The organism is Mesorhizobium sp. M8A.F.Ca.ET.208.01.1.1, from assembly GCF_004791315.1.
Classification (GTDB): domain Bacteria; phylum Pseudomonadota; class Alphaproteobacteria; order Rhizobiales; family Rhizobiaceae; genus Mesorhizobium.
On the sequence record NZ_SRUT01000010.1, the window covers coordinates 164,216 to 188,826 of the forward strand.

Consider the following 24,611-nt stretch of genomic DNA (forward strand, 5'->3'; position numbering starts at 1 on the left):
CCATCGAAAAGCAGGGGAAGATCGCAAGCCATCGTCCATGGCCGGCTATTCAGCGGCATTGCCCGATGCCGTGATCGCGAATATCTGTCGTCTTGGGGGTATAATGGTCATGGACAGGGATGGGCACGAAACGTTCGAGGAGATGGTAGGGCCGATCGACTCGGCCCTCGAACGGCTCTGGCTCATGACGGTTCGGCATGCCAGTCAAAGGTTGGGCTGGCTTAAGTTTTCGGCGGCCAAGCGCCTCCCTTTCGCGCTGCCGCTCAGCGGTCCGTTGTCCCATCTGGACGGCGGCATTCGGCTCGCGGTTTACGTTCTCAGCCACGATCCGCTGTTGATCTACACGCCGATCGGCGGCGCCCGTCCCCTCAACTCGATCGTCGCAATCGGCCGTCGCCTGGCCTCGCGGCGCGCCGTGTTCCTGCTGATGCCGAGTTGGACGCTCGAGCGGCCGCACGTCGTCGCAAAGCTGGGCCGGGATCTCGCCTGGTACCGTGAGAACTTTCCGCTTCACGAACTGATTTTTCTTTGCAACACGCCGGAGGAGCGTCGTCTGGTCACCGCTGTCGGAGGAACCGCGATCGTCTCCAACCACAATCTGATGGTCTCAGAGGACATCTTTCGGCCATTGCCGGATGTCCCCGTCGAATTCGACGCCGTCTATAACGGCCGCATCTCGTACACCAAGCGTCATTACCTCGCCTTCGACGTCGAAAGGCTCGCCCACATCACCTTTTCGATCGGCGAGCTGCCCCGGGCCGGCGACCGCGCCTTCATCCGTCGCCTGCAGGCGCAATCGCCGCTGCATCGTATCGCCAACCCGATTATCGATGGCCTGGCCGGCTGGCTGGCGCCGCAGGAGGTCAATCGCGTCTACAACCAGGCCGCGGTTGGGCTCTGTCTGTCGGCGGCGGAAGGGGCGATGTGTTCCAGCATGGAATATCTGATGGCCGGGTTGCCGGTGGTCAGCACGCCCAGTCTTGGCGGCCGGGATGTCTTCTTCGATCCGGACTATTGCATCATCGCCGAGCCCGATCCGGCGGCGATCCGGCGGGCTGTCGAGACGCTGCGCGACCGCGCCATACCGCGCGAGGAGATCCGTAACCGCACGATGGCCAGGGTCGAGCCGCAACGGCGGCAACTCATGGAATTCCTGTCGGAGCTGTTCGAGCGGATGGGAAGCCGACGGCCGCCCTTGTCGCAATGGCCGTTCCCCGGAACCAGGACGCTGCGGCGATGGGCAACGGCCCGCCAGCATGCGCATGAAATCACCGCATTCAAGCCAGCGCAGCCCAGTCCCTGACCGAGCGCGTCCGCTTTGAAGCAGCTTTGCAGAGCTTCGTGGTTTACACGCGGCGGCCCGTGGTCTTAATTCGCAAGGACACAGGCACCCGCTTCAAGGAGGTGCCGCACCGGCGAGGAAATCAAAAAGCATCATGGCCAGGAAAACCGAGAACAACGGTCCGTCCGTCAGCGCACAGGAAGCGCTCGAATTCCATGCCATGGGCCGGCCGGGCAAGCTGGAGATCGTCGCCACCAAACCGATGACGACGCAGCGCGATCTCAGCCTCGCTTATTCGCCGGGCGTCGCCGTGCCCGTGCGCGCCATCGCCGAGGATCCTTCGAGAGCCTTCGACTATACGACGCGCGGCAACATGGTCGCCGTCATCTCCAACGGCACCGCCATCCTCGGCCTCGGCAATCTCGGCGCGCTGGCCTCGAAGCCGGTCATGGAAGGCAAGGCGGTGCTGTTCAAGCGCTTCGCCGATGTCGATTCCATCGACCTCGAGGTCGACACCGAGGATGCCGACGAGTTCATCAACTGCGTGCGCTTCCTCGGTCCCTCCTTCGGCGGCATCAACCTGGAAGACATCAAGGCGCCGGAATGCTTCATCATCGAGCAGCGCCTGCGCGAACTGATGGACATCCCGGTCTTCCATGACGACCAGCATGGCACGGCCATCATCTCGGCCGCCGGCCTGATCAATGCGCTGGAGGTAACCGGCCGCGACATGAAGACTACGAAGCTGGTCTGCAATGGCGCGGGTGCCGCCGGCATCGCCTGCATCGAGCTGATGAAGGCGATGGGTTTTTCGCCCGAAAACATCACCTTGTGCGATACCAAGGGTGTGGTCTTCCAGGGCCGCACCGAGGGCATGAACCAGTGGAAATCGGCGCATGCGGTCAAGACCGACGCGCGTTCTCTGGCCGAAGCGCTCGACGGCGCCGACGTCTTCCTCGGTGTTTCCGCCAAGGGCGCGCTGACCACCGCCATGGTGCAGTCGATGGCCAAAAACCCGATCATCTTCGCCATGGCCAATCCCGATCCGGAGATCACCCCGGAGGAAGTGGCCGAGATCCGCACCGACGCCATCATGGCCACCGGGCGTTCGGATTATGCCAATCAGGTCAACAACGTGCTCGGCTTCCCCTACATCTTCCGCGGCGCGCTTGATGTCAGGGCCACCACCATCAACGACGACATGAAGATCGCCGCCGCCCGCGCTCTCGCCGAACTGGCCCGCCAGGACGTGCCCGACGACGTCGCCGCCGCCTATCAGGGCAACCGGCCGAAATTCGGCCCCAACTACATCATCCCGGTGCCTTTCGACCCGCGCCTGATCTCGGCCATCCCGATTGCCGTGGCCAAGGCGGCAATGGATTCGGGCGTCGCCCGCAAGCCGATCCTCGATCTCGACCGCTACGCGCAGGAGCTTTCCGCCCGCCGCGACCCGATCGCCTCGACCCTTCAGCGCATCTACGATCGCGTGCGCCGCCAGCCCAAGCGCATCGTCTTCGCCGAGGGCGAGGAGGAGCAGGTGATGCGCGCCGCCGTCTCCTATGTGAACCAGCGGCTCGGCACGGCCATCCTGCTCGGCCGCGACGATGTCATCAAGGAGAACGCCAGGCACGCCGGCATCGACTTGAACAAGCAAGGCATCGAGATCATCAATGCGCGCCTGTCGCGCCGCAATTCGATCTACACCGACTATCTCTACGAACGCATGCAGCGCAAAGGCTTCCTGTTCCGCGACTGCCAGCGCTTGATCAACAACGACCGCAACCATTTTGCCGCCTGCATGGTGGCGCTGGGTGATGCCGACGGCATCGTCACCGGCGTCACCCGCAACTATTCCACCGCGCTCGACGATATCAGGCGCGTCATCGACGCCAAGCCCGGCCACCGCGTCATCGGCGCCTCGATCGTGCTGGCGCGCGGCCGCACGGTGATCGTCGCCGACACCGCCGTCCACGACATGCCCAACGCCGAGCAGATCGCCGACATCGCCGAGGAGGCGGCAGGCTTTGCCCGCCGCATGGGCTATGAGCCGAGGCTCGCCATGCTCGCTTATTCCACCTTTGGCCATCCGCAGGGCGAGCGCTCCGAGCGCATCCAGGAAGCCGTGCGCATCCTCGACAAGCGCCGCGTCGATTTCGAATATGACGGCGAAATGGCCGCCGACGTGGCGCTCAACGCCCGCGCCATGGCGCAATACCCGTTCATCCGCCTGACCGGCCCGGCCAACGTGCTGATCATGCCGGCGTTCCACTCGGCCTCGATCTCGACCAAGATGCTACAGGAACTCGGCGGCTCGACCGTCATCGGCCCGCTGCTGGTCGGCCTGAACAAGCCGGTGCAGATCGTCTCGCTGAACGCCAAGGACAGCGATATCGTCAACATGGCGGCGATCGCGGCGTACACGGCGGGGACTTGAGGAGCGTCCCGCCTAGCGGACGAAAGCTTCTGCATCAGACAAGCCCGAAGCGCGCCGCAGGCACCTTCTCGCGCCGACTTCACCCCGGCGCAAACACCCGCGCCGCCTCGACCACCTCTTCCGCCTGGTCCTGCCGCAGCAGGTCGATCGGGATGCGGCCGTCGAGCTGTGCCGCTGGGCGGGTCAACCATAGCCATGCGAGCCTCGGGTTGCCGATGAGGTCCAGCACGTCGCTTATGCCCGCCACCGGCCTGCCGTCGACGAATTGCGCCAGCGGGAAGACGTGCTTGCGGCCGCCCTTGCGCAGCGCGATGACGTCGCCGCGCCGTTGCCAGCGGTGCAAGGTGGAGCGGGCGATGCGCAGGTTCTCTTCCAGATAGGTCGAGCCGGCGACGCGGCCGGCCCAGTCCTCGATCAGCATCGATTCGAGGTCGTCGGACTGGGGGAGCGCGGCCAGCGTTTCGGCCTCTGCGGACAGCGTCGTCGTGCCGGTGGTGCCGGCTTCGCTGCGGCGCGCGGCTTCGGCCGCGAGCGCACGCACGAATTTCGCGGCAAGGCCGGGAAGGTCGGCATGGATGGCGTCGATGGCGCGCTGGTGCTTGGGCGACAGCAAGGTAACGGCGGACGCTATGCTGCCGGCGATCTTGCCGACCGAGACCATTGTCGGCCCGTTGATGGCCTCGTCATAGTGGGCAAGCGCACGCTCGACCTTTTCCGCGACCATGTCGGCGAAATCGTCCTGCGTGATGCCGGTCGTCTTAGTCTGAAATCTGGTCATGCATCTGTCTTCTGGGCCGCGCGCTCGCCTCCCTCAGCCGCGGCCGGTCGTTGAACGGTTACGGCGGAAAGTGGAAAGTGTGACGGCAACAGATGCAGCGGCCCGACAGGTTGCTGTCCTGCATTGCTCCACACTCCGATAAGCGTGCCGAAATGTCAGGCACGGCACACTCTCATTTTCGTGTAGGGGCGGTATGTGACAACCGCGCGACGGTGAGAAGCGGTCTGTGCAGCGGACGAAAAGCCGATTGCTTGGGGCAGCAGCGCGACCAGCTCCTTAAGTTACAACAACCCCGCCTGCTCGGCTTCCTTGCGCAGATTCTGCCGTGGCCTCGGGCCGATCTGCTGGATCACCAATCCGGCTGCGAGTGAGCCAAGGTCGCCGCAGGTCTGGAGGTCGCGTCCCTGTGTATAACCATGCAGGAAGCCGGCGGCGTAGAGGTCGCCGGCGCCCGTCGTGTCGACCAGCTCCTTGATGGCGGTCGCCTTTATGACCACCGTCTCGTCGCCGCGCACGATGACCGAGCCCTTTTCGGAGCGGGTCACCGCTGCGATCTTGCAATCCTTGCGAATCTGCGCCAGCGCCTCGTCGAACGACGAAGTCTGGTAAAGCGACTTGATCTCGTGGCTGTTGGCAAAGACGATATCGACCGTGCCCGAGCGCATCAGGTCGAGGAACTCGTCACGGTAGCGGTCGACGCAGAACGAGTCCGACAATGTCATCGACACTTCACGGCCCGCCGCATGCGCCAGCTTCGCCGTCTGGCGGATGGCTTCCTTGGCCCGCGGCGGGTCCCACAGATAGCCTTCGAAATAGGTCACCTTGGCGCCCGACGCCTTGTCGGCCTCGACATCTTCCGGCCCGAGTTCGACGCAGGCGCCGAGATAGGTGTTCATCGAGCGCTCGCCATCGGGGGTGACGAAGATCATCGAGCGCGCCGTCGGCGGCTCGCCCTCGAGCGGCTTGGTGTCAAAGGCGACACCTTGCGCGTGGATATCGTGCGCGTAGATTTCGCCCAGCGCATCGTTGGAAACCTTGCCGAAGAAGGCGGCGCGTCCGCCGAAGGAGGCGACCCCGGCCGCCGTGTTGCCGGCGCTGCCGCCGGAGGCCTCGATTGCCGGACCCATGCGGCTGTAGAGCAATTCGGCGCGGTGGGTGTCGATGAGATTCATCGCGCCCTTGATGATGCCGTTGGTCTGGAGGAAGTCCTCTTCGCACTGGGCGATGATGTCGACAATCGCATTGCCGATGCAAAGCACGTCATAATCCGGCATCAATGTCTCCGCCAAAAACCCGAGCCGGCTTCTTGCCATGCCCGCGCGGGTCTACAGCATGACGCTGAAAACAGGCAACCGATTTTCTGTCCTTGCCGCGCCAGCCAGGCGCTACGACAATTCGACCGTGGCCGAAACATTTCGTCGCGATGTCGCCTACATCTGCGCTCCTGAGATCACGGTCCGAAGGCGCGAGCCCATGCCTGCCAAAAACGACACGGCTACCGACCTGGCGCTGCTTGGCATACTGGCTGTCCTGTGGGGCGCCTCCTACACCTTCATCAAGATCGGCGTCGAGACCATCCCGCCCATCACCTCCATCGCCGCCCGCACCCTGATCGCCGGCGCCATCCTGTTCGCCATCATCCGCTGGCGTGGGCTTGCCTTGCCGGGAGACGCGGCTAGCTGGCGCCGCTTCGCCTTCCAGGCCTGCCTCAACAGCGTCATCCCGTTCACGCTGATCGCCGCGGCCGAGCGCTCGGTCGACGCCGGCCTTGCCACCATCCTCAATTCGACCTCGCCGATCTTCACCTTCCTGCTAACGGCACTCATCACCCGCCATGAGCCGGTGACGGCGCGCAAGCTGGTCGGCGTCGGCGCCGGTATTGCCGGCATCTGCCTCATCGTCGGCACGCAGGCGCTTGGCGGCATCGGCGACCAGCTCTGGGCACAGATCGCCATCGTCGCGGCAACCGTGTGCTATGCGGGCGCCGCCATCTTCGGCCGTGGCTTCAAGGGCCTCGATCCGATGCTTCCCGCCGCCGGCTCGATGCTGTGCGGCGCCGTCATGCTGGTGCCGCTCAGCCTGGTGGTCGACCGGCCATGGACGCTGGCCCCCTCGGCGGCTTCCATCCTCGCTTTGCTCGGCCTGTCCGTGTTTTCGACGGCACTGGCGTTCGTCATCTATTTTCGCCTCATCCACTCGCTGGGTTCGGTCGGCACGACGTCGCAGGCCTATCTGCGGGTGCCGATCGGCGTCGGCATCGGCGCCATCTTCCTCGGCGAAAGCCTGGGTCCGACGGCATGGCTCGGCATGGGCTTTGTCGTTGCCGGCGTGGCGGCCATGACCATACCTGTCCGCAAACCGGCCTTCGCCCGATAGGCGGATTTCGGCAGCGTCCAAAGACAAGCAAAGGCCCGCGCTTGTGCTCGCGGGCCGCACTGCCTATTTCGGAGATGTCCCGCCTCGAGCGGTTCCGTGTTTGATGGAATCTCCGACCCGCTGTAATTTCTTGTTTTAACGCAATCCCGGGCGGAAAACCGCTACGCACTTTTCCTGGAATTGCTTTTGTGTCCGCTGACCTGGGGTTGAAGCACGGTGATTTTCGACGCTGCCCGTACCGCGGCCCTGGAGCTGCTCTCGCCTCCGTTCCGCGCCGTGTTCATCAAGACGCTCGGCCTAACCCTGCTGGCGCTGGTCGCCCTGTGGTTCGGCCTGACCAGCCTTGTCGAATGGCTGGCCCTGCCGTGGCTCCAGACCGTGTTGCCCGGCATACCGTCCTGGGCCGGCTGGCTGGGCGGCATTGTCGCGGCCATCGCGCTGGCCTTCGGCATGGCGCTGCTTGTTGCGCCGGTCACGGCCGTCATCGCCGGCCTGTTCCTCGACGATGTCGCCGAAGTGGTCGAGCGCACCGATTACCCAAGCCACCCGGCCGGACGGGCCATGCCGGCATTGCGCTCGATGGTGCTGGCGATAAAGTTTTTCGGCGTCGTCATCCTGGGCAACATCGTGGCGCTCATGCTTCTGCTGGTGCCGGGCATCAACATCGCAGCCTTCTTCATTGTCAACGGCTACCTGCTGGGGCGCGAATTCTTCGAATTCGCCGCCATGCGCTTTCGCCCCGAGGAAGATGCGAGGGCCCTGCGCCGGCGCTATGCCGGTACGGTGTTTCTGTCCGGGCTGGTGATCGCGGCATTCCTTGCCGTGCCGCTGCTCAACCTGCTGACGCCGCTCTTCGCCGCCGCCATGATGGTGCATCTGCACAAGGCGGTCTCGGCGCGGGAAGCGGTCCGTTCCGCAAACGGTTGAGCCTTCAGCGCAAGAGGAAACCACGCCCCAGCTCGTCGTCCGGTTCGACAATGAATTCGGCTCGTCCGGAATAATAGGCGCGGCCGCCGACGCGGGCGACGATCGCTTCGTGCGGGCCGGCCTGTGCCGTTCGCACGACCGCCCCGGAAAAGCGCGAGCCGGCGATGCTCTCGAAACTGCGCGTCTGCCCGATGGCGATCTCACCCTTGGCATGCATGGCCGCCAGCCGGGCGGTCACGCCGGAACCGGTCGGCGATCGGTCGACTTCCGCCTCGGCGAAGACGCAGACATTTCTGGTGACTTCCCCGGAAAAGGCGTCCTTTCCGTCGGTCAGGATGGTGCCGTAGAGGAAGGCGAGGTCGTCATGATCGGGATGCGACAGCGCAAACTCGGCCTTGAGCCGGTTCGTCAGCGCCGTTGCCGCATCGACGAAATCGCGCACGCGGTCGCGGCCGAATTCCAGCCCGAACTGATGGCAGTCGGCCAGCGCGTAGAAAGCCCCGCCATAGGCGATATCGAAACCGATCTTGCCATACTCTGTCAGCTCGATCTGTTGGTCGCGGGCGAACAGGAAGGCAGGCACGCTCTCGAACGACACCGCACCGGCCTTGCCGTCGCTGACCTCGACCGAGGCGACGACCAGGCCACAAGGCGCCTCGATGTTGACGGTGGTGAACGGCTCCTGTTTCGCCACCAGGCCTTCATCGATGGCATAACGGCCGAGCGCGACGATGGCGTGGCCGCACATGGTGGAATAGCCCTCATTGTGCATGAACAGCACGGCAAGGTCGGCGCCGGGCAAATCGGGCTCGACCAGCAAGGCGCCATACATGTCGTAATGGCCGCGCGGCTCGAAGATCAGCAGTTTGCGCAAATGGTCGAGGTTGTCCCGCACATAGGCGCGCTTTTCAAGGATGGTGCCCTTGGGGATAGCGGGATAACCCCCGGTGACGATCCGCAGCGGCTCGCCGCCCGTATGCATGTCGACGACGGTAAGGTTCATGCGGCGTCTAACCCTGGGATTTGCCGTACAGCGCCTGCAACTTGCCGAACGGCATGGCAGCGCGGGTGAAGCCGAACGTTCCGTCCTGCTGGATCTCGCGCGCCGCCGTCTCCAGCATGCCGTAGGCGAAATTGGTCAGCCACGGCCCGAGCGAAATCCGCTTGACGCCGGCCATGGCAAGGTCGGCGATGGTGAAGCCGGGTCTCGCCATGACGTTGACCGGCTTGGTCACCGCCGAGCAGAGTGTGCGCACCATCTCGACGTCGCCGATGCCCGGCGCATAGAGCACGTCGGCGCCGGCCTTTTCGAAGGCCTGCAGCCGCTTGATCGTGTCGTCGAGGTCGGACTTGCCCCACAGGAAGTTCTCGGCCCGCGCGGTGAAGACAAAATCGCGCTTCAGCGCCCGCGCCGCCTCCACCGCGGCGGCGACGCGCTCGACCGCGTGCGAAAACTCATAGATGGGCTTCTCCGGATCGCCGGTGTGGTCCTCGATCGAGCAGCCGGCAAGCCCCGCGGCCTCCGCCGCGAAAATGGTCTCGGCGGCCTGCTCGGGGCTGTCGCCCTTGCCTTTTTCGAGATCCGCCGAGACCGGCAGTTCGGTCGCGGCCGTCACCTCGCGGCAATGATGGATCATCTGGTCGAAGCTCACGGCCCCGTCCGGCAGGCCGCGCGAAAAGGCAAAGCCGGCGCTGGTCGTGGCCAGCGCCTTGAAGCCGAAGGAGCCAAGCAGCTTCGTCGTGCCCGGGTCCCAGGGATTGGGCATGACGAAGGTCGAGGCATGCAGGTCGCGAAAGATCTTGCCCTTGTCCATGAATGTTCCCCATGACGAGTGTCGGGGCGGATGCTAGCGCGCCGTTTCCGGCCGGGCAAACAAATGCGGTTGGTTCAGAAGCGTTTCTCGTTGTCTGCTGCCAATTTTTCGAAGGCATCGGAATCGGCGACGTAGCCCGCTGTTTTCTTGTCCCAGCGGTAGGTTACGGAAATGTCGTTCGAGACGGCTTTGGGGGCGGGTTCGTCGCACGTCTCTTCGCCAGGTGCCGTCTTGTCGGTTATCGTCGCCTTGATCGCGGCGTAGGGCTGGCCATCGCTCACGGCCTGGAAGGTCAGGTCCTGGGAGCGCCGATAGGAACAGACATTTTCGTCGAACGTGTTGATGAGGTCGATCAGCTCAAAACGGTCGTCTCGCACCAGGATAAGCGGCGTCGACATGTAGCCCTGGTTCGAGTTGAAATGTGTGCTGGAGATCATCAGCGCATCGTCACTGGCGCCGAGCGAAAGTTTGCCGGGGTGGCGAAAGAAGGTGAAACGGTCGGTCGCCACATTGACGGCATCGAGCAGCCTCGGCTTGCCGGTGAGATCGTAAAGCGCCAGCACCGCATAGCCCTCCGCGCTGTCGGGCGATTCGCCGAGATCGAAAAGCATGGCCAGCCGCTCCTTGCCGCCGGCCTTGATGCCAAGCACGCCGGCGCTGAAAACGCTCGGTGCTTCTGGTGGCGAGCTGTCATTGTCGGGACCGGCAATGTGCCGCATCTCGATCGGCGAGGAGCCGACATAGTAGTCGCCCTTCGCCGTCAGATCCGGAATGACCATCCTGATGAGATCGGCATAGGTCGTGCCGGCGTGGCCATCGATGGGTTTGCCGAGGTCCGGGCTGGCCGCGTCCTGGGCGCCGGCCGCGCCGCCCAGCAATGGCAGCAGCAACAGGTAGGCAAAGACGAGCCGATGCAAAAATCCCGACATGCTTGATATCGTCCCCTCACCGCAAGCACCGCGAAGCTGACACTTCCGGGCGACATGCATTAGCCCATCCGGCCGGCAAAATCAGTGGATCGGCACCAGCCCGGCGAGTTCGCGCATGTCGTCGAACAGGATGCCGCCGGCCTGGATCAGGCCGTCGCGGTCGGAATAGGGGTCGCCATGATAGGAGAACACCCGCATGCCGGCAGCGATGCCTGCCTGCGTGCCGGCGACGCTGTCCTCGATGACGATGCAGTCGGCCGGCTCGAAGCCCATGGCTTTGGCCGCATGCAGGAACAGGTCGGGGAACGGCTTGCCGCGCGAGACCATGGTGGCGCTGAACATCGCATGTTCGAACAGCGGCAACAGCCCGGTCTGGCCAAGCGTTATGTGCATTTTCGAGATCCTGGCCGAGGTGGCGACGCAGTAGGCGAGGCCGGCGGCGCGGACCGCCTCGATGAACTCCCGGACATAAGGGATCGCCTCGACGCCATGAGCGAACAGATCCGGCAGGCCGGCATTCCAGCGCTCGACGAAATCGGCGCCGAGACTGGCGCTGGTCGTCTCCTCGATCTCCTTCTGCACCGAGATCATACTGCGGCCGGAGAAGTTCTTGCGGCAATATTCGAAGGTCGTTGGATAGCCGCTCGCGCTGAGCCATTCGGCCAGGCGTCGGTTGGCGAGGTTCTCGGTATCGACCAGGATCCCGTCGCAGTCGAAGATGACAAGTTTCGGCAAGGGCATTGGATTCGCTATCAGGCGGTGCCGGTCGATCCGAATCCGCCCGAGCCGCGCGCCGTGCCGCCGGCGAGCGAACGCTCTTCAACCGCCACCTGCGTCACGGCGGCGAAAACGATCTGGGCAATGCGCATGCCGCGCGTAACGGCAAAGTCCTCGTCGCCGAGATTGACCAGCAGCACCTTCACTTCGCCGCGATAGTCGCTGTCGACCGTCCCAGGTGAATTGAGGACGGTAAGGCCGTGTTTGAAGGCAAGGCCCGAGCGTGGCCGCACCTGGCCTTCCATCCCTTCGGGAATTTCCAGGATCAGCCCGGTCGGCACCAGAGCGCGCTTGCCCGGCAGGATCAGAAGCGGCCGGTCTTCGGGCACCGCCGCGCGCAAATCCATGCCGGCGGCGCCGGTGCTTTCATAAGCGGGAAGCGGAAGTCCCTCACCATGCGGCAGCCTGACGAAGCCGACGGTGGGACCGATGACGGAGGGTGTTTGAAGGGCTGCGCGCATAAAATCGATCCTATCGGCGCGATTGCCGATTCGGTCAATTCGCCCGCAGGGCTATCAACGGCTTTCTTTCGGGCATCACTATGGCCTGAGGGCGGCTCAACGCACTTCCATCGGAACCACCGTCGTCTCCTTGATCTCCTCCATGACGAAGGAGGCGGAAACATCCGACAGCGCCACCTTGGCGATGAGCCGCTGGTAGAGCCGGTCATAGGCCTTCACGTCGGCGACACGGGCGCGCAGTACATAATCGAGATCGCCAGACATGCGATAGACGCCGATGATCTCTGGCAAGCCGCTTACCGCGGCGCGGAATTTCTGCAGCCAGTCCGGGTCGTGGTTGGATGTGCGGATCAGGATGAACACCGAAAGGCCAAGCCCGAGCTTTTCGGCATCGACCAGCGCCACGCGGCCGGTGATGACGCGATCTTCCTCCAGCCGCTTGACGCGACGCCAGCAGGCATTGCGCGACAATGCCACCCGCTCCGACAGCTGGTCGACCGACAACGTGCCGTCTCGTTGCAGTTCGGCAAGCAATTTTCGGTCGATTTCATCGATTTCCAGTGTCATTTGGGATGTTTGTCCCATGAAGTGGCAAAATACAAGGATATTTTGGGACCAATGAACCGGTGAGGCGTGTCAGGATACTCATATCAGGAAGCTCCAGCGCTGAAGGGGAACCAGCATGTCGCTCGCAAGCATTTTCACCTCTCATCCGGCCAAGGTCGGCGAAACCTATTTCGGCCATATGGCCTTCGCCGCCTGGTTCTCGTCGCGCCTGCTGATGGCGGCGGGAGCAGCGCTCGTTCACGCTTTCTTGCCATTTCTCTTCGAGACTACCGCCAGCCGAATCATTCGCGAGCTCTACGAGCGGACGCACAACAGAGGCAATCATACGGTCGATGCGCCGGCGGCGCTTGCGGATCGTGCCTAGGGGACGACAAAGCGATGTGCCGATGGGCGGCCTATCTCGGTGAAGCGGTCGTTCTCGAAGATATCCTCACGGCGCCCTGTCACTCGCTGATCGCCCAGAGCCACTGCGCCCAGGAAGCCAAGTCGCCGACCAATGGCGACGGTTTCGGCCTTGCCTGGTATGGCGAGAGGCCCGAGCCCGGCCTCTATCGCGACATCCTGCCGGCCTGGTCCGACCCCAATCTGAAAAGCCTGTGCCGGCAGATCAAGTCCGGCCTGTTCCTCGCCCATGTCAGGGCCTCGACCGGCGGCGCCACCAGCCGCATGAACTGCCATCCGTTCATCTCCGGCCGCTGGTCGTTCATGCACAATGGCCAGATCGGCGGTTTCGAGAAAATTCGCCGCGCGCTGGAGAACTCGCTGTCCGACGCTGTCTTCGACCAGCGCGAAGGCACCACCGATTCCGAACTGTTTTTTCTCCTGATGATCGACGAGGGCCTTTCGGCCGACCCGCAAGGCGCCGTCTCGCGTGCCACCAGCCGCGTGCTGGAAGCCTCTCGCCGCGCCGGTCTCGAGCCGGCGCTTAAACTCACCGCCGCTTTCTCCGACGGACAGGCGCTGTATGCGGTCCGCTACGCCACCGACGCCCACGCGCCGACGCTCTACACGTCCATCTTCCGCAAGGGCGCTGGCCGCTGCATCGTCTCCGAGCCCTTCGATCGCGAGGGCGGCGACTGGCAGGCGATCCCGCCATCGAGCTTCGTCACCATGACCAGGGACTGCATCGACATCAGTCCATTCGCTCCGGTCGCGGCGAAGCTGGCGCTGGTTGGGTAGCAAATCGTTTCGGTCGAGTTCCTCCGCGCCCCTCTCTGTCCTGCCGGACATCTCCCCCAAAGCGGGAGGCCAGATGTCGCGATGGTCTTCCCAATCTCGAACGTTGAAGAGCGAAGCCGCCGGCGAAGCTGACGTCTCCCCACTTGTAGGGGAGATGTCCGGCAGGACAGAGGGGGGCGCCGTAGAGTGCCGCGCCTCGGAAGCAGCCATTGCTACTGCGCAAACCGCGCCAGCCCGTAAGGCGCCAACAATGCATCGCGCTCGCCTTCAAGAATCTCCCGCGCGGCAAACAGGCCGACGGCTGGTGCCAGCGTGATGCCGGAATGCATGACCGCGACGTAGAGCCCATCCAGGCCCTCGGCGCGGCCGATGATCGGAAAGCCGTCGATCGGATTGGGGCGGTAGCCAATGGTGTGGAAATCGAGTTCCAGCCCCTCGGCGCCACGCAATGCTGCTTTCGTGACCGCGAACAGCGCGCGGGCGGTCGCTTCGGCGTCCATACCGGGATCGCCGCCGGCGAAATCCGAGCCGGCGATGATGCGGCCCTCGGCGGTCTGGCGCATGTGTAGCCTCTCGGCGTGCACCAGTCCGTTGAGCAATTTCCTGTAAGGCCGCGAATGGACGATAAGGCCGGGCGGCGTCTCGATCGGCAAGGTGATGCCGGCCGTCGCCGCAATATCCGGAGAGCCGACGCCAGCGGCGATCACCACCTCGTCGGCGGCAACGAGCCCATGTGATGTGTCCACGCCGGTAATCCTGCCGTTGCTCTGGGCCAGCGCGGTCACCGTGCCGGAGAGGATGCGCGCGCCTTGCCGCGCTGCATCCGCCAGCAGCGCCTTCGCTGTGGCCGCGGGCTCGGCGACACCTTCCTCAGCGATATGCAAGGCAAAATCTGGAGGCTCGGCGAGATTGGGCTCAATGCGTGCCACCTGCTCTCGGCCAACCCGTTCGATGCCGTAGCCCCAGGCCGAATGCTCGTCCGCATAGGCTTCGAGCCTCTCCGCCTGCAGGTCCCAGTTCAGGCCGCCGCACCAGGCCAGCGGCAGGCCGGGCAAATCATTTGCAAGTCGCTTCCACTCGGCCATGGCACGGATGCGCAGCCGGAAATAGGTTTCCGGATTGCCCCAACTGGCGTTGATCCAGGCAAACGAGTTCGGCGTCGCCACGCCGCCCGGCGCGCTGTCGGCAATGACCGTCACCTGCGCGCCAGCTCTGGTCAGATGCCAGGCAACCGAGGCACCAATAATGCCGGCGCCGATGACGATCACTTGTTTCGACGCAGCCATGGTCACTCCTCTGTCTCCTGATTCCAAGGGATGTTCATCCAAGTGGCATTCCTATGGCCGCTTGCCAATGTTGAAATACACGGCTCCCGGCCATTGCTGGCTTCAGCAGAGAGACGGCATCCGGCGGCATCCGTGCCGCCGGAACGGTCGACAGCCCGGCGTAGCGCTGCTAGAAGCCCGGCCTGTCACACGGAAATCCCAACAGAATGCCCGATACAATACCAGAGGAAGTGGCGCGCCGCCGCACTTTCGCGATCATCGCCCACCCCGACGCCGGCAAGACGACGCTGACCGAAAAGCTGCTGCTGTTCGGCGGCGCCATCCAGCTTGCCGGCGAGGTCAAGGCCAAGAAGGACCGTATCCAGACGCGTTCCGACTGGATGAAGATCGAGCGCGAGCGCGGCATTTCGGTCGTCACCTCGGTGATGACCTTCGAATATGAGGACAACGTCTTCAACCTGCTCGACACGCCCGGCCACGAGGACTTCGCCGACGATACCTATCGCACGCTATCGGCGGTCGACTCGGCCGTCATGGTCATAGACGCCGCCAAGGGCATCGAGCCGCGCACGCTGAAACTGTTCGAGGTCTGCCGGCTGCGCGACATCCCGATCATCACCTTCGTCAACAAGATGGACCGCGAAAGCCGCGATCCGTTCGAGATTTTGGACGAGATCGAGCAGAAGCTGGCGCTGGACACCGCGCCCGTCACCTGGCCGATCGGCCGTGGCAAGACCTTCTCCGGCACCTATCACCTGGCGCTGAACGCCGTGCGCAAGGGTGACGACGAGAAGGAACGCACGCCGGTCAACGGTCCCGATTCCAACCGCGTTGCCGGCCTTCTGCCGGAAAATGAGCGCGAGGCCTTCATCGAGGAACTCGAACTGGCGCGCGAAGCCTGCCGTCCGCTCGATATCGACGCTTTTCGCGAAGGCCATCTGACGCCGGTCTATTTCGGCTCGGCGCTGCGCAATTATGGCGTGCGCGACCTGATCGAGGCGCTTGGCGCCTTCGGGCCGCCACCGCGCGCGCAGGAGGCCGACACCCGCACCATCGAGGCGACGGAGGAAAAAATGACCTCCTTCGTCTTCAAGATCCAGGCCAACATGGATCCCAACCATCGCGACCGCATCGCTTTCGTGCGCGTCTGCTCGGGCAAGCTCGAGCGCGGCATGAAGGCCAAGCTGGTGCGCACGGGAAAGCCGATGTCACTCTCGGCGCCGCAATTCTTCTTCGCCCGCACCCGCGTCACCGCCGACGAAGCTTTCGCCGGCGATGTCGTCGGCATCCCCAACCACGGCACGCTGCGCATCGGCGACACGTTGACCGAGGGTGAGGAAATCCTGTTTCGCGGCGTGCCGAATTTCGCCCCGGAAATCCTGCGCCGCGTGCGCCTCGGCGACGCGATGAAGGCCAAGAAGTTGAAGGAAGCGCTGCACCAGATGGCCGAGGAAGGCGTCGTGCAGCTGTTTTCGCCGGAAGATGGTTCGCCGGCCATCGTCGGTGTCGTCGGCGCCCTGCAGCTGGATGTGTTGAAAGAGCGGCTGAACTTCGAATACACGCTGCCCGTCGAGTTCGAAATGTCGCGCTTTTCGGTCTGCCGCTGGATATCGGCCGACGACAAGGCCGAAGTGCTTCGCTTCATCGAAGCGCATCGCGGCGACATCGCCCGCGACCTGGACAACGACCCGGTGTTCCTCGCCCAGCACGCTTTCTCGCTGAACTACGAAGCCGAGCGCTGGAAGGCGATCAGCTTCGCCACGATCAAGGATTATCAGGTCCGCGACAAGGCGGCGTAACAGCCCTCTTTCCTTCTCCCCGTTCACGGGGAGAAGGTGCCCGAAGGGCGGATGAGGGGCAGCGCCGGCGTTGACTATTCTTTCGCCGCCGCCTCCAATTTGTCGATCTCGATCTTGCCCATCTGCATCATCGCCGACATCACCCGGCCGGCCTTGGCCCTGTCCGGGTCCTGAAGCAGCCTCGGCAGTTGCTCCGGCACGACCTGCCAGGACACACCGAACTTGTCTTTCAGCCAGCTGCATTGCGACGGTTCGCCACCGCCTTCGATGAGCCTGTCCCAGAAATAATCGACCTCTTCCTGCGTCTTGCAGTCGATCGACTGCGACATTGCCTCGTTGAACTTGAATTGCGGTCCGCCGTTGAGCGCCTGGAACTGCACGCCGTCGAGTTCGAACGTGGTCACCAGCGCCTTGCCTTCATTTGCATGACCCTCTGGCCAGCGCATCACGCTCAGCACCTTCGAGTTCTTGAAAATGGAGACGTAGAAATTCATCGCCTCTTCGGCCTGGTCGTCGAACCACAGGCAGGTGGTGATCTTTTGCATGTCGCGCTCCTCGGTTGCTTCTTGCTGCTACGGTGAAACGGCTGGCTCCGGGAATGGTGCCATTCCCTTGCCGTTGAACCAAGGACGGGCGTCCGGCGCGCGATCCGACAGGGCATGCAATTTTTTTGCAGACGCCGATTTTCGGTAAGACTCTGGCGCATTGCAAAAATGTGGCCAGACCATACTTGCCGGTCTATAAACCCTGCGATCAAAATTCAGCGCCGCCACGCTCCTCACCGAGCGCAGCCAAGCCAGCCAAGGAAAATTCATGCCCGCCTATCGTTCCCGCACCACCACCCATGGCCGCAACATGGCCGGCGCCCGCGGCCTGTGGCGCGCCACCGGCATGAAGGACAGTGATTTCGGCAAGCCGATCATCGCGGTGGTTAACTCTTTCACCCAGTTCGTGCCTGGCCATGTCCATCTGAAGGACCTTGGCCAGCTCGTCGCGCGCGAGATCGAGAAGGCCGGCGGTGTTGCCAAGGAATTCAACACCATCGCCGTCGATGACGGCATCGCCATGGGCCATGACGGCATGCTCTATTCGCTGCCGTCGCGCGAACTGATCGCCGATTCCGTCGAATACATGGTCAACGCCCATTGCGCCGACGCCATGGTCTGCATCTCCAACTGCGACAAGATCACCCCCGGCATGCTGATGGCCTCGCTGCGCCTCAACATCCCGACCGTCTTCGTCTCCGGCGGACCGATGGAAGCCGGCAAGGTCGTGCTGGCCGGCAAGACCCAGGCGCTCGACCTTGTCGACGCCATGGTCGCGGCCGCCGACGACAAGATCTCCGACGAGGACGTCAAGGTCATCGAGCGCTCGGCCTGCCCGACCTGCGGTTCCTGCTCGGGCATGTTCACAGCCAATTCGATGAATTGTTTGACCGAGGCGCTGGGGCTTTCGCTGCCCGGCAACGGCTCGACACTGGCCACGCATGCCGATCGCAAGCGGCTGTTCGTCGAGGCCGGCCATCTCGTCGTCGATCTCGCCCAGCGCTATTACGAACAGGATGACGAGAGCGCATTGCCGCGCAGCATCGCTTCCAAGGGCGCCTTCGAGAACGCCATGACGCTCGACATCGCCATGGGCGGCTCGACCAACACCGTGCTGCATATCCTGGCCGCCGCGCATGAGGGCGAGGTCGACTTCACCATGGAAGACATCGACCGGCTGTCGCGGCGGGTGCCGGTGCTGTGCAAGGTGGCGCCGGCCAAGTCCGACGTGCACATGGAAGACGTCCATCGCGCAGGCGGCATCATGGCGATCCTCGGCCAACTCGACGAGGCCGGGCTGATCAACCGCGACCTGCCGACGGTGCACACCGCCAGCCTCGGCGAAGCGCTCGACCATTGGGATATTTCCCGCACCTCGAGCCAGAATGTGCGCGACTTCTTCCTCGCCGCCCCAGGTGGCGTGCCGACGCAGGTCGCCTTCAGCCAGGACCGTCGCTGGGAAGAGCTCGACACGAACCGCGAAACGGGTGTCATCCGCTCGGCGAAGACGCCCTTCTCCAAGGATGGTGGCCTCGCCGTCCTGAAGGGCAATCTGGCGCTCGACGGCTGCATCGTGAAGACGGCCGGCGTCGACGAGTCGATCCTGAAATTCACCGGTCCGGCTCGCGTCTTCGAAAGCCAGGACGCCAGCGTCAAGGCGATCCTCGCCAACGAGATCAAGGCCGGCGATGTCGTCGTCATCCGCTATGAGGGTCCGCGCGGCGGCCCCGGCATGCAGGAGATGCTCTATCCGACCAGCTACCTGAAGTCGAAGGGCCTGGGCAAGGCCTGCGCGCTGGTCACCGACGGACGCTTCTCCGGCGGCACGTCGGGCCTGTCAATCGGCCATGCTTCGCCGGAAGCGGCGGAAGGCGGGCTGATCGGGCTGGTGCAGGAAGGCGACACGATCGAGATCGACATCCCCAACCGCACCATCCGCCTGGCTGTCAGCGACGCCGAACTCGACGCGCGCCGTGCGGCGATGGAGGCCAAGGGCGCGAACGCCTGGAAGCCGGAGGAAAAGCGCAAGCGCAAGGTGACGACCGCGCTGCGCGCCTACGCCGCCTTCGCCACCAGCGCTGACAAGGGCGCGGTGAGGCACGTGCCGGAGTAAGGTTCGCGCCGGCCCCCTCATCCAGCCGCTTGCGCGGCCACCTTCTCCCCGTTGGGGAGAAGAGGCTGACGCCCGCGTTGACGACCTCTTCTCCCCTCGGGGAGAAGGTGGCCCGGAGGGCCGGATGAGGGGGTCTGGCACCTACATTCGAAGGCACCCTCACGGCATCAGCTGATATTCATAAAGCTTCTGGTAAAGCCCGCCCTGCTTGAGCAGGGCACGATGCGCCCCGCTTTCCACCACCTTGCCGGCTTCCAGCACCACGATCGTGTCGGCCTGGTGCACGGTGGACAGGCGGTGCGCGATGACGATCGTGGTGCGCCCTTCCGTCAGCTGTTGCAGCGCGTCGCGGAACAGCGCCTCCGACTCTGCGTCGAGCGCGCTGGTCGCTTCGTCCAGCAGCAGGATTTCCGCGTTGCGCAGCATGGCACGCGCGATGGAAATGCGCTGGCGCTGGCCGCCTGACAAAAGGCCGCCATTCTCGCCGACATCGGTTTCGTAGCCTTTCGGCTGCGCGACGATGAAGTCATGCGCGTTGGCCGCCTTGGCCGCGGCGATCACCTCGTCGTCGGTCGCGCCCTCGCGCCCAAGCCGGATGTTGTGCATGATCGTGCCGGCAAACAGGAACGTCTCCTGGCTGACATAGGCGATCTTTTCCCGGAGCGAGGCCAGCGTGGCATGGGAAATGTCCTGGCCATCGAGCAGCACCCTGCCGCTCTTGGGGTCATACATGCGCATGATCAGGTTGAGGATCGTCGACTTGCCGCCGCCGGAAGGCCCGACCAGCGCCGTCATCTTGCCGGCCTCAAGGGTCAGGTCGAACCCTTCCAGCACCGGCGGGCCGTTCTGATAGGCGAAGCTGACGGCGTCGAACCGTATCTCGCCGGGCCCGGCTCGCAGCGGCTTGGCATCCGGCTTCTCCGCCAGCGTCAGCGGCTGGTCGGCGAGTTCGAACATCATGCGCACGCCGACAATGCCGCTTTCCAGCGATACCCGCACACGCGCAAGGCGCTTTGCCGGCTCATAAGCAAATAGGAGCGCTCCGATGAAGGTCATGATGTCTCCGGGCATCTGGCCGCCCTGCAAGACCAGGAAGCCGCTGACGAAGATGGCCCCGGAAATTGCCATTCCGGCCAGCGTCTCCATCACCGGGCTTGTCGCCGCCTCCAGCGCAGCGATGTTGTTGGCTCGGGTCTCGACATCGGACACCGCCTTGTACATGCGATTGCGCATTGAGCCTTCAAGATTGAAGGATTTGACCACGCGCACGCCGATCGCGGTTTCCTGCATCACCTGGACAATCTGGCCGACAGAGCGGAACTCCATCGCGGCAATCTTGCGGACGCGCTTCAGGATGCGGTTGACGCCATAGATGGCGAGAGGCCCGACGACGAAGCAGATCAGCGACAGCGCCGGCTGCTTCCAGACCATGACCGCCACCAGGGCAATCAACGTCACCAGATCGCGCACGTAGGATGTGACGACGAGGTCGAGCACATTACGCGCCGCCTGTGCATTGTTGGTCATGCGGGTGATGAGGTCGGATGACGAGGTCGAGTGGTAGAATTCGATGCCTTGCGCCAGGATGCGGTCGTAGATCTTGCGCTGCCGGTCGGCGATGATGGCGTTGCCCACCCGGCTCATGAAATACGCCTGGACGAAGTTGGCGATGCCCTTGGCGATGAAAATCGCGGCGACCGCCAAAGCAATCCAGTTAACGCGCTCGACTCTTTTGTAGATCACGAACTCATTGGTGATCACGCTAAGGATCCAGGCGCTGGCGGCGGTCGTGCCAGCGACCACCAACATCGACAGGATGGCGGCGGCGTAGCCGGCCCGGTGCTGCCGGAACGATTCCCTGAGCAGCCTTGCGACGAGGCGCTGGTTTTCCGTCGAACGGAAGAAACGAAACAACGGCTGATCCTTGATGCCGGGATGACGAAGGCGGCTTATAGAGGGAGTTGCCGCCGGAGGGAACCTTTCGCGACCATGGAAAGAAACCCGCTGCGGCAGGCTGTCTTTTGAGACACGATGCGACTGTGATTCTTCAAGCGGGATGATGAGAAATGGATTTCGACCTAATCGTTCGTGGCGGCACACTGCCGGATGGCGGCATCGCCGACATCGGCATCAGCGGCGAGACGATCGCGGCGATCGAGCCGAAGCTCGAGGGTTCCGCGCGGGCCGAGGTCGACGCCCGTGGCAATCTGGTGTCGCCGCCCTTCGTCGATCCGCATTTCCATATGGACGCCACGCTGTCCTACGGCATACCGCGCATCAACGCATCGGGCACGCTGCTTGAAGGCATCGCGCTGTGGGGCGAACTGAAGCCGCTTTTGACGCACGAAGCGGTGCGCGACCGGGCGCTCGCCTATTGCGACTGGGCGGTGTCGATGGGGCTGCTCGCCATCCGTACCCATGTCGATGTCTGCGACGACCGGCTGCTGGCCGTCGAGGCCCTGCTCGACGTCAAGAAGACCGTCGCCCCCTATATCGACCTGCAATTGGTGGCCTTCCCGCAGGACGGCTTCTATCGCTCGCCGACGGCGCGCCAAAACACCATTCGCGCGCTGGACATGGGCGTCGATATCGTCGGCGGCATTCCGCATTTCGAGCGCACCATGGCCGACGGCACGCGCTCGGTGACCGAACTGTGCGAAATCGCGGCAGAACGCGGCCTGATGGTCGACCTGCATTGCGACGAGACCGACGATCCCCTGTCGCGCCACATCGAGCAGCTGGCCTATGAAACGCAGCGGCTCGGCCTGCAGGGCAGGGTGGCCGGCTCGCATCTCACTTCGATGCATTCGATGGACAATTACTATGTCTCGAAGCTTCTGCCGCTGATCGTCGAGGCCGGCGTTTCCGCGATCCCCAATCCCTTGATCAACATCATGCTGCAGGGCCGCCATGACACCTTTCCCAAGCGGCGCGGCATGACGCGGGTCAAGGAAATGCTGGCGCTCGGCATCCGTGTCGGCTGGGGTCAGGATTGCGTTCTCGATCCCTGGTATTCGCTGGGCACCGCCGACATGCTCGACGTGGCCTTCATGGGCCTGCATGTCGCCCAGATGTCGAGCCCCGCCGACATGGCGCGCTGCTTCGACATGGTCACCAACGTCAACGCCGCGATCATGGGCCTCGATCATCTCGGTCTGGAGGTCCGCAAGCGCGCCAGCCTGGTGATCCTCGATGCCGGCAATCCGATCGAAGCGCTGCGCCTGCGCGCCGAGCGCATCTGCGTCATCGCCAAGGGCAAGGTGGTGGCGGAAAGGACAAGGCAGGATACCAGGCTGTCCATTCCCGGCAGGCCGGGTCAGGTGAACCGCAGACATATATCCACCTAGATACAGCCGATTCCCGACGCTGGTCTTACTCAATTCCTGATTTCTCCTCGTCAAAGCCACCGCTTCCGTCTACGACGCGGCCCAGGTGAGGGAGGAATCGGGGTCGGCATGACGCAACCCGTGGCGCAGAATTCCCCAATCAGGAATGTTCTCCTGGCCGGCATCCTGCTGATGCTGGCCGGCGACTTCCTGTTTGCGCTGAACGACGCGATGGGCAAGTGGCTGGTCGCCAGCTTTTCCGTCGGCCAGGTGGTGCTGATCCGTTCGCTCGGCGCCTTTATCGTGCTCGGCCCGATGATCGCCAATCAGGGCGCTGGCAGACTGTTCCAGATGGAGCGGCCCGGGCTGCAGATCCTGCGCGTTGTGGCGACTACGCTCGACACCGCTTTGTTCTACGCCGCAGTCGTCTATCTGCCGCTTGCCGATGTGATGAGCTTCTACATGGCCGGGCCGATCTATGTGGCGGCGCTGTCGCATTTCCTGCTTGGCGAAAAGGTCGGCTGGCGCCGCTGGGTGGCGATCCTGCTCGGCTTCTGCGGCGTGGTGATCATGCTGAAACCGTCCTCCGCCGCGTTTTCGCTGTCGTCGAGTTTCGCGCTTGTCGGCAGCCTCGCCTTCGCCTTCGCCATCATCCTCAACCGGCGCCTGCGCGGCACGAGCGACACCAATCTGGTGACATGGCAGACGATCGGCACGCTGGCGGTTGGCGGCGTGCTGACCATCGGCGCCTGGAAGACGCCGTCGCCGCTCGATCTCGGCGCCATGCTGCTGCTCGGCATCGTCTCCTGCGGCGCGCATCTGATGATCACCCGGGCGCTGAAACTGGCGCCGGCCTCGACGCTGGCGCCGCTGCACTACACGCTGCTCCTGTGGGCGGTGGTGTTCGGGCTGGCATTCTTCGGCGACGTGCCCAGCCCGCGCATCCTGATCGGCTCGGGCATCATCGTTCTCGCCGGCCTGTTCATCTTCCACCGCCAGAAGGTGGTCGATACCACGGTGCCGCCGGAGAACGTGCCGAAGGGTGTGAACTAAAGCCCGGATTTCGGGTGACTAGCCCTGGCGTATCGCCGCAAGGTGCCTGGAAAACTCTGGTGTCTCCATCAGCGCCTTGCAGCGCGCGAAGCGGCCGTCGGCATAGGCGCGGAAATCGTCCACCGGATTGTTGTTGGCGAGCTGGATCAGCCCCCACAGCGTCCACAACAGGTCGCACATAGCCTTGTAGATGGCGACGCGGCCGCGCTCCGCCGGCTTCGCCTCGCCGCCGAAATAGGCGCGCATCAGCTCTTCGTCCTGGGCGGCGTCGAACCTGCCTTCCACGCTGAGATCGCCGAGGTCCCAGAGCGGATCGTTCATCCCGGAATATTCCCAGTCGACGATCCACATCCGCTCGCCCGTATCGAGGAAGTTTTCGCACAGCGGGTCGCAATGGCAGGCGACGAGAGGCAAGGGGCGGACGGCCAAGGCCTCGCGCACGCCGCCGGCCTCGCGCACCACGTCGTGATAGCCGGCGGGCAGGGCGACATCCCTGGTCGACAGCACCTTGAGATAGTCGTCGATCATCGAAAACAGCTCGAAGCGGAAGGGGAAGACCGCGCCGGACGCATGCAGCTTGCGGAAGGCCTCGGCCGCCCGGGCCGGACTGCCCTGCCGGTCCCTGAATTTCTCCGGCGACATCGTCTCGGCACCGGCGATGTAGCGCGTCACCATGACTCCAGTACCGGGATCGACATGCAGCACCTCGGGGCTAACGCCGGCTCTTGCCGCCTCGCGCGCCGCTATCGCCTCGTTGGCGCGGTTGATATATTCCTCGGTGCCTTTGCCTGGAATGCGCAGGCAGTAATCCCCGGCCTTGAAGACGAGATTGGTCAGGCCGCCGAGCCGTTCCAGCGGCCCGGTGTAGCCGGCGAGCAGCGGAATGGCGGCAAGTCTTGCCCGCGCCTCGTCTGTCCCCATGCCTGCGTCCCCACGCGTTATTTCTTCGCTGCAACGGTTCCACA

The 24,611-nt window shown here is 64.0% G+C and carries 22 protein-coding genes; 10 read left to right on the forward strand and 12 right to left on the reverse strand.

The features are described from left to right. The first annotated feature begins 184 nt into the window (after positions 1 to 184). Positions 185 to 1,303 (forward strand): glycosyltransferase, encoded by a 1,119-nt coding sequence (locus EN851_RS29870; RefSeq protein WP_245464404.1) that lies wholly within the window; start codon positions 185 to 187, stop codon positions 1,301 to 1,303. A gap of 133 nt (positions 1,304 to 1,436) precedes the next feature. After that, positions 1,437 to 3,716, forward strand: coding sequence for an NADP-dependent malic enzyme (locus EN851_RS29875; protein ID WP_127278928.1), 2,280 nt, complete (start codon positions 1,437 to 1,439; stop codon positions 3,714 to 3,716). Positions 3,717 to 3,795: 79 nt separating this feature from the next. Here the strand turns inward: EN851_RS29875 and EN851_RS29880 are convergent, their stop codons facing one another. Together EN851_RS29880 and EN851_RS29885 are read right to left on the reverse strand one after the other, a co-directional pair. After that, entirely contained in the window at positions 3,796 to 4,494 is a 699-nt protein-coding gene (locus EN851_RS29880; RefSeq protein WP_135930609.1) for an antitoxin Xre/MbcA/ParS toxin-binding domain-containing protein, read from the reverse strand. A gap of 281 nt (positions 4,495 to 4,775) precedes the next feature. Continuing rightward, positions 4,776 to 5,768 carry an adenosine kinase gene (locus EN851_RS29885; RefSeq protein ID WP_135862270.1) on the reverse strand — a complete coding sequence of 331 codons (993 nt, stop codon included), beginning with the start codon at positions 5,766 to 5,768 and terminating at the stop codon, positions 4,776 to 4,778. Between the two features lie 199 nt (positions 5,769 to 5,967). Between EN851_RS29885 and EN851_RS29890 the strand changes: the two genes are divergently transcribed. Together EN851_RS29890 and EN851_RS29895 are read left to right on the forward strand one after the other, a co-directional pair. After that, positions 5,968 to 6,870, forward strand: coding sequence for an EamA family transporter (locus tag EN851_RS29890; RefSeq protein WP_135930628.1), 903 nt, complete (start codon positions 5,968 to 5,970; stop codon positions 6,868 to 6,870). A 216-nt stretch (positions 6,871 to 7,086) separates the two neighbouring features. Further along, positions 7,087 to 7,797: a sulfate transporter family protein gene (locus EN851_RS29895; RefSeq protein WP_127873028.1), complete on the forward strand. Its 711-nt coding sequence runs from the start codon at positions 7,087 to 7,089 to the stop codon at positions 7,795 to 7,797. A gap of 4 nt (positions 7,798 to 7,801) precedes the next feature. On the opposite strand, the gene EN851_RS29900 is transcribed toward EN851_RS29895, so the two are convergent. The 6 genes from EN851_RS29900 to EN851_RS29925 all read right to left on the reverse strand — a co-directional run bounded on the left by EN851_RS29900 (position 7,802) and on the right by EN851_RS29925 (position 12,345). Further along, positions 7,802 to 8,800, reverse strand: coding sequence for a proline racemase family protein (locus EN851_RS29900; protein WP_135883664.1), 999 nt, complete (start codon positions 8,798 to 8,800; stop codon positions 7,802 to 7,804). A gap of 7 nt (positions 8,801 to 8,807) precedes the next feature. Continuing rightward, positions 8,808 to 9,611, reverse strand: a complete 804-nt coding sequence (locus EN851_RS29905; protein WP_127278803.1) for an oxaloacetate decarboxylase — start codon at positions 9,609 to 9,611, stop codon at positions 8,808 to 8,810. A gap of 74 nt (positions 9,612 to 9,685) precedes the next feature. Beyond that, on the reverse strand, positions 9,686 to 10,540 hold the full coding sequence (locus EN851_RS29910; protein WP_135930610.1) for a hypothetical protein: 855 nt from the start codon (positions 10,538 to 10,540) through the stop codon (positions 9,686 to 9,688). An 81-nt stretch (positions 10,541 to 10,621) separates the two neighbouring features. Continuing rightward, on the reverse strand, positions 10,622 to 11,281 hold the full coding sequence (locus EN851_RS29915; protein WP_135930611.1) for an HAD family phosphatase: 660 nt from the start codon (positions 11,279 to 11,281) through the stop codon (positions 10,622 to 10,624). Between the two features lie 11 nt (positions 11,282 to 11,292). Beyond that, on the reverse strand, positions 11,293 to 11,778 hold the full coding sequence (gene dut / locus EN851_RS29920; RefSeq protein ID WP_127278800.1) for a dUTP diphosphatase: 486 nt from the start codon (positions 11,776 to 11,778) through the stop codon (positions 11,293 to 11,295). Positions 11,779 to 11,874: 96 nt separating this feature from the next. Continuing rightward, a complete protein-coding gene (locus EN851_RS29925; protein ID WP_127278799.1) occupies positions 11,875 to 12,345 on the reverse strand; it encodes an Lrp/AsnC family transcriptional regulator in 471 nt (156 codons plus the stop codon). 115 nt (positions 12,346 to 12,460) lie between these two features. On the opposite strand from EN851_RS29925, the gene EN851_RS29930 reads away from it, so the two are divergent. Together EN851_RS29930 and EN851_RS29935 are read left to right on the forward strand one after the other, a co-directional pair. After that, positions 12,461 to 12,709, forward strand: coding sequence for a DUF6356 family protein (locus tag EN851_RS29930; protein ID WP_127278798.1), 249 nt, complete (start codon positions 12,461 to 12,463; stop codon positions 12,707 to 12,709). A 14-nt stretch (positions 12,710 to 12,723) separates the two neighbouring features. Beyond that, the gene (locus tag EN851_RS29935; protein ID WP_135930612.1) at positions 12,724 to 13,524 is read left to right on the forward strand and encodes a class II glutamine amidotransferase; all 801 of its coding nucleotides are present in this window, start codon (positions 12,724 to 12,726) and stop codon (positions 13,522 to 13,524) included. A 212-nt stretch (positions 13,525 to 13,736) separates the two neighbouring features. Here EN851_RS29935 and EN851_RS29940 read toward each other — a convergent pair whose 3' ends face one another. Further along, positions 13,737 to 14,810 (reverse strand): FAD-binding oxidoreductase, encoded by a 1,074-nt coding sequence (locus EN851_RS29940; protein ID WP_135862262.1) that lies wholly within the window; start codon positions 14,808 to 14,810, stop codon positions 13,737 to 13,739. A gap of 206 nt (positions 14,811 to 15,016) precedes the next feature. Between EN851_RS29940 and EN851_RS29945 the strand changes: the two genes are divergently transcribed. Then, positions 15,017 to 16,609, forward strand: coding sequence for a peptide chain release factor 3 (locus tag EN851_RS29945; RefSeq protein WP_135930613.1), 1,593 nt, complete (start codon positions 15,017 to 15,019; stop codon positions 16,607 to 16,609). 74 nt (positions 16,610 to 16,683) lie between these two features. Here the strand turns inward: EN851_RS29945 and EN851_RS29950 are convergent, their stop codons facing one another. Further along, positions 16,684 to 17,154 carry a VOC family protein gene (locus EN851_RS29950; protein WP_127278651.1) on the reverse strand — a complete coding sequence of 157 codons (471 nt, stop codon included), beginning with the start codon at positions 17,152 to 17,154 and terminating at the stop codon, positions 16,684 to 16,686. A 268-nt stretch (positions 17,155 to 17,422) separates the two neighbouring features. Between EN851_RS29950 and ilvD the strand changes: the two genes are divergently transcribed. After that, the gene (gene ilvD, locus EN851_RS29955; protein ID WP_135930614.1) at positions 17,423 to 19,267 is read left to right on the forward strand and encodes a dihydroxy-acid dehydratase; all 1,845 of its coding nucleotides are present in this window, start codon (positions 17,423 to 17,425) and stop codon (positions 19,265 to 19,267) included. A 159-nt stretch (positions 19,268 to 19,426) separates the two neighbouring features. On the opposite strand, the gene EN851_RS29960 is transcribed toward ilvD, so the two are convergent. Further along, complete coding sequence (locus tag EN851_RS29960) at positions 19,427 to 21,181, reverse strand: ABC transporter ATP-binding protein (protein ID WP_135930615.1); 1,755 nt, start codon at positions 21,179 to 21,181, stop codon at positions 19,427 to 19,429. A gap of 152 nt (positions 21,182 to 21,333) precedes the next feature. Between EN851_RS29960 and EN851_RS29965 the strand changes: the two genes are divergently transcribed. Further along, positions 21,334 to 22,614 (forward strand): amidohydrolase family protein, encoded by a 1,281-nt coding sequence (locus tag EN851_RS29965; RefSeq protein ID WP_135930616.1) that lies wholly within the window; start codon positions 21,334 to 21,336, stop codon positions 22,612 to 22,614. A 108-nt stretch (positions 22,615 to 22,722) separates the two neighbouring features. Then, positions 22,723 to 23,646 (forward strand): DMT family transporter, encoded by a 924-nt coding sequence (locus EN851_RS29970; protein WP_135921176.1) that lies wholly within the window; start codon positions 22,723 to 22,725, stop codon positions 23,644 to 23,646. A gap of 18 nt (positions 23,647 to 23,664) precedes the next feature. Here EN851_RS29970 and EN851_RS29975 read toward each other — a convergent pair whose 3' ends face one another. After that, on the reverse strand, positions 23,665 to 24,567 hold the full coding sequence (locus tag EN851_RS29975; RefSeq protein ID WP_135930617.1) for a phosphotransferase family protein: 903 nt from the start codon (positions 24,565 to 24,567) through the stop codon (positions 23,665 to 23,667). Positions 24,568 to 24,611: the final 44 nt, after the last annotated feature.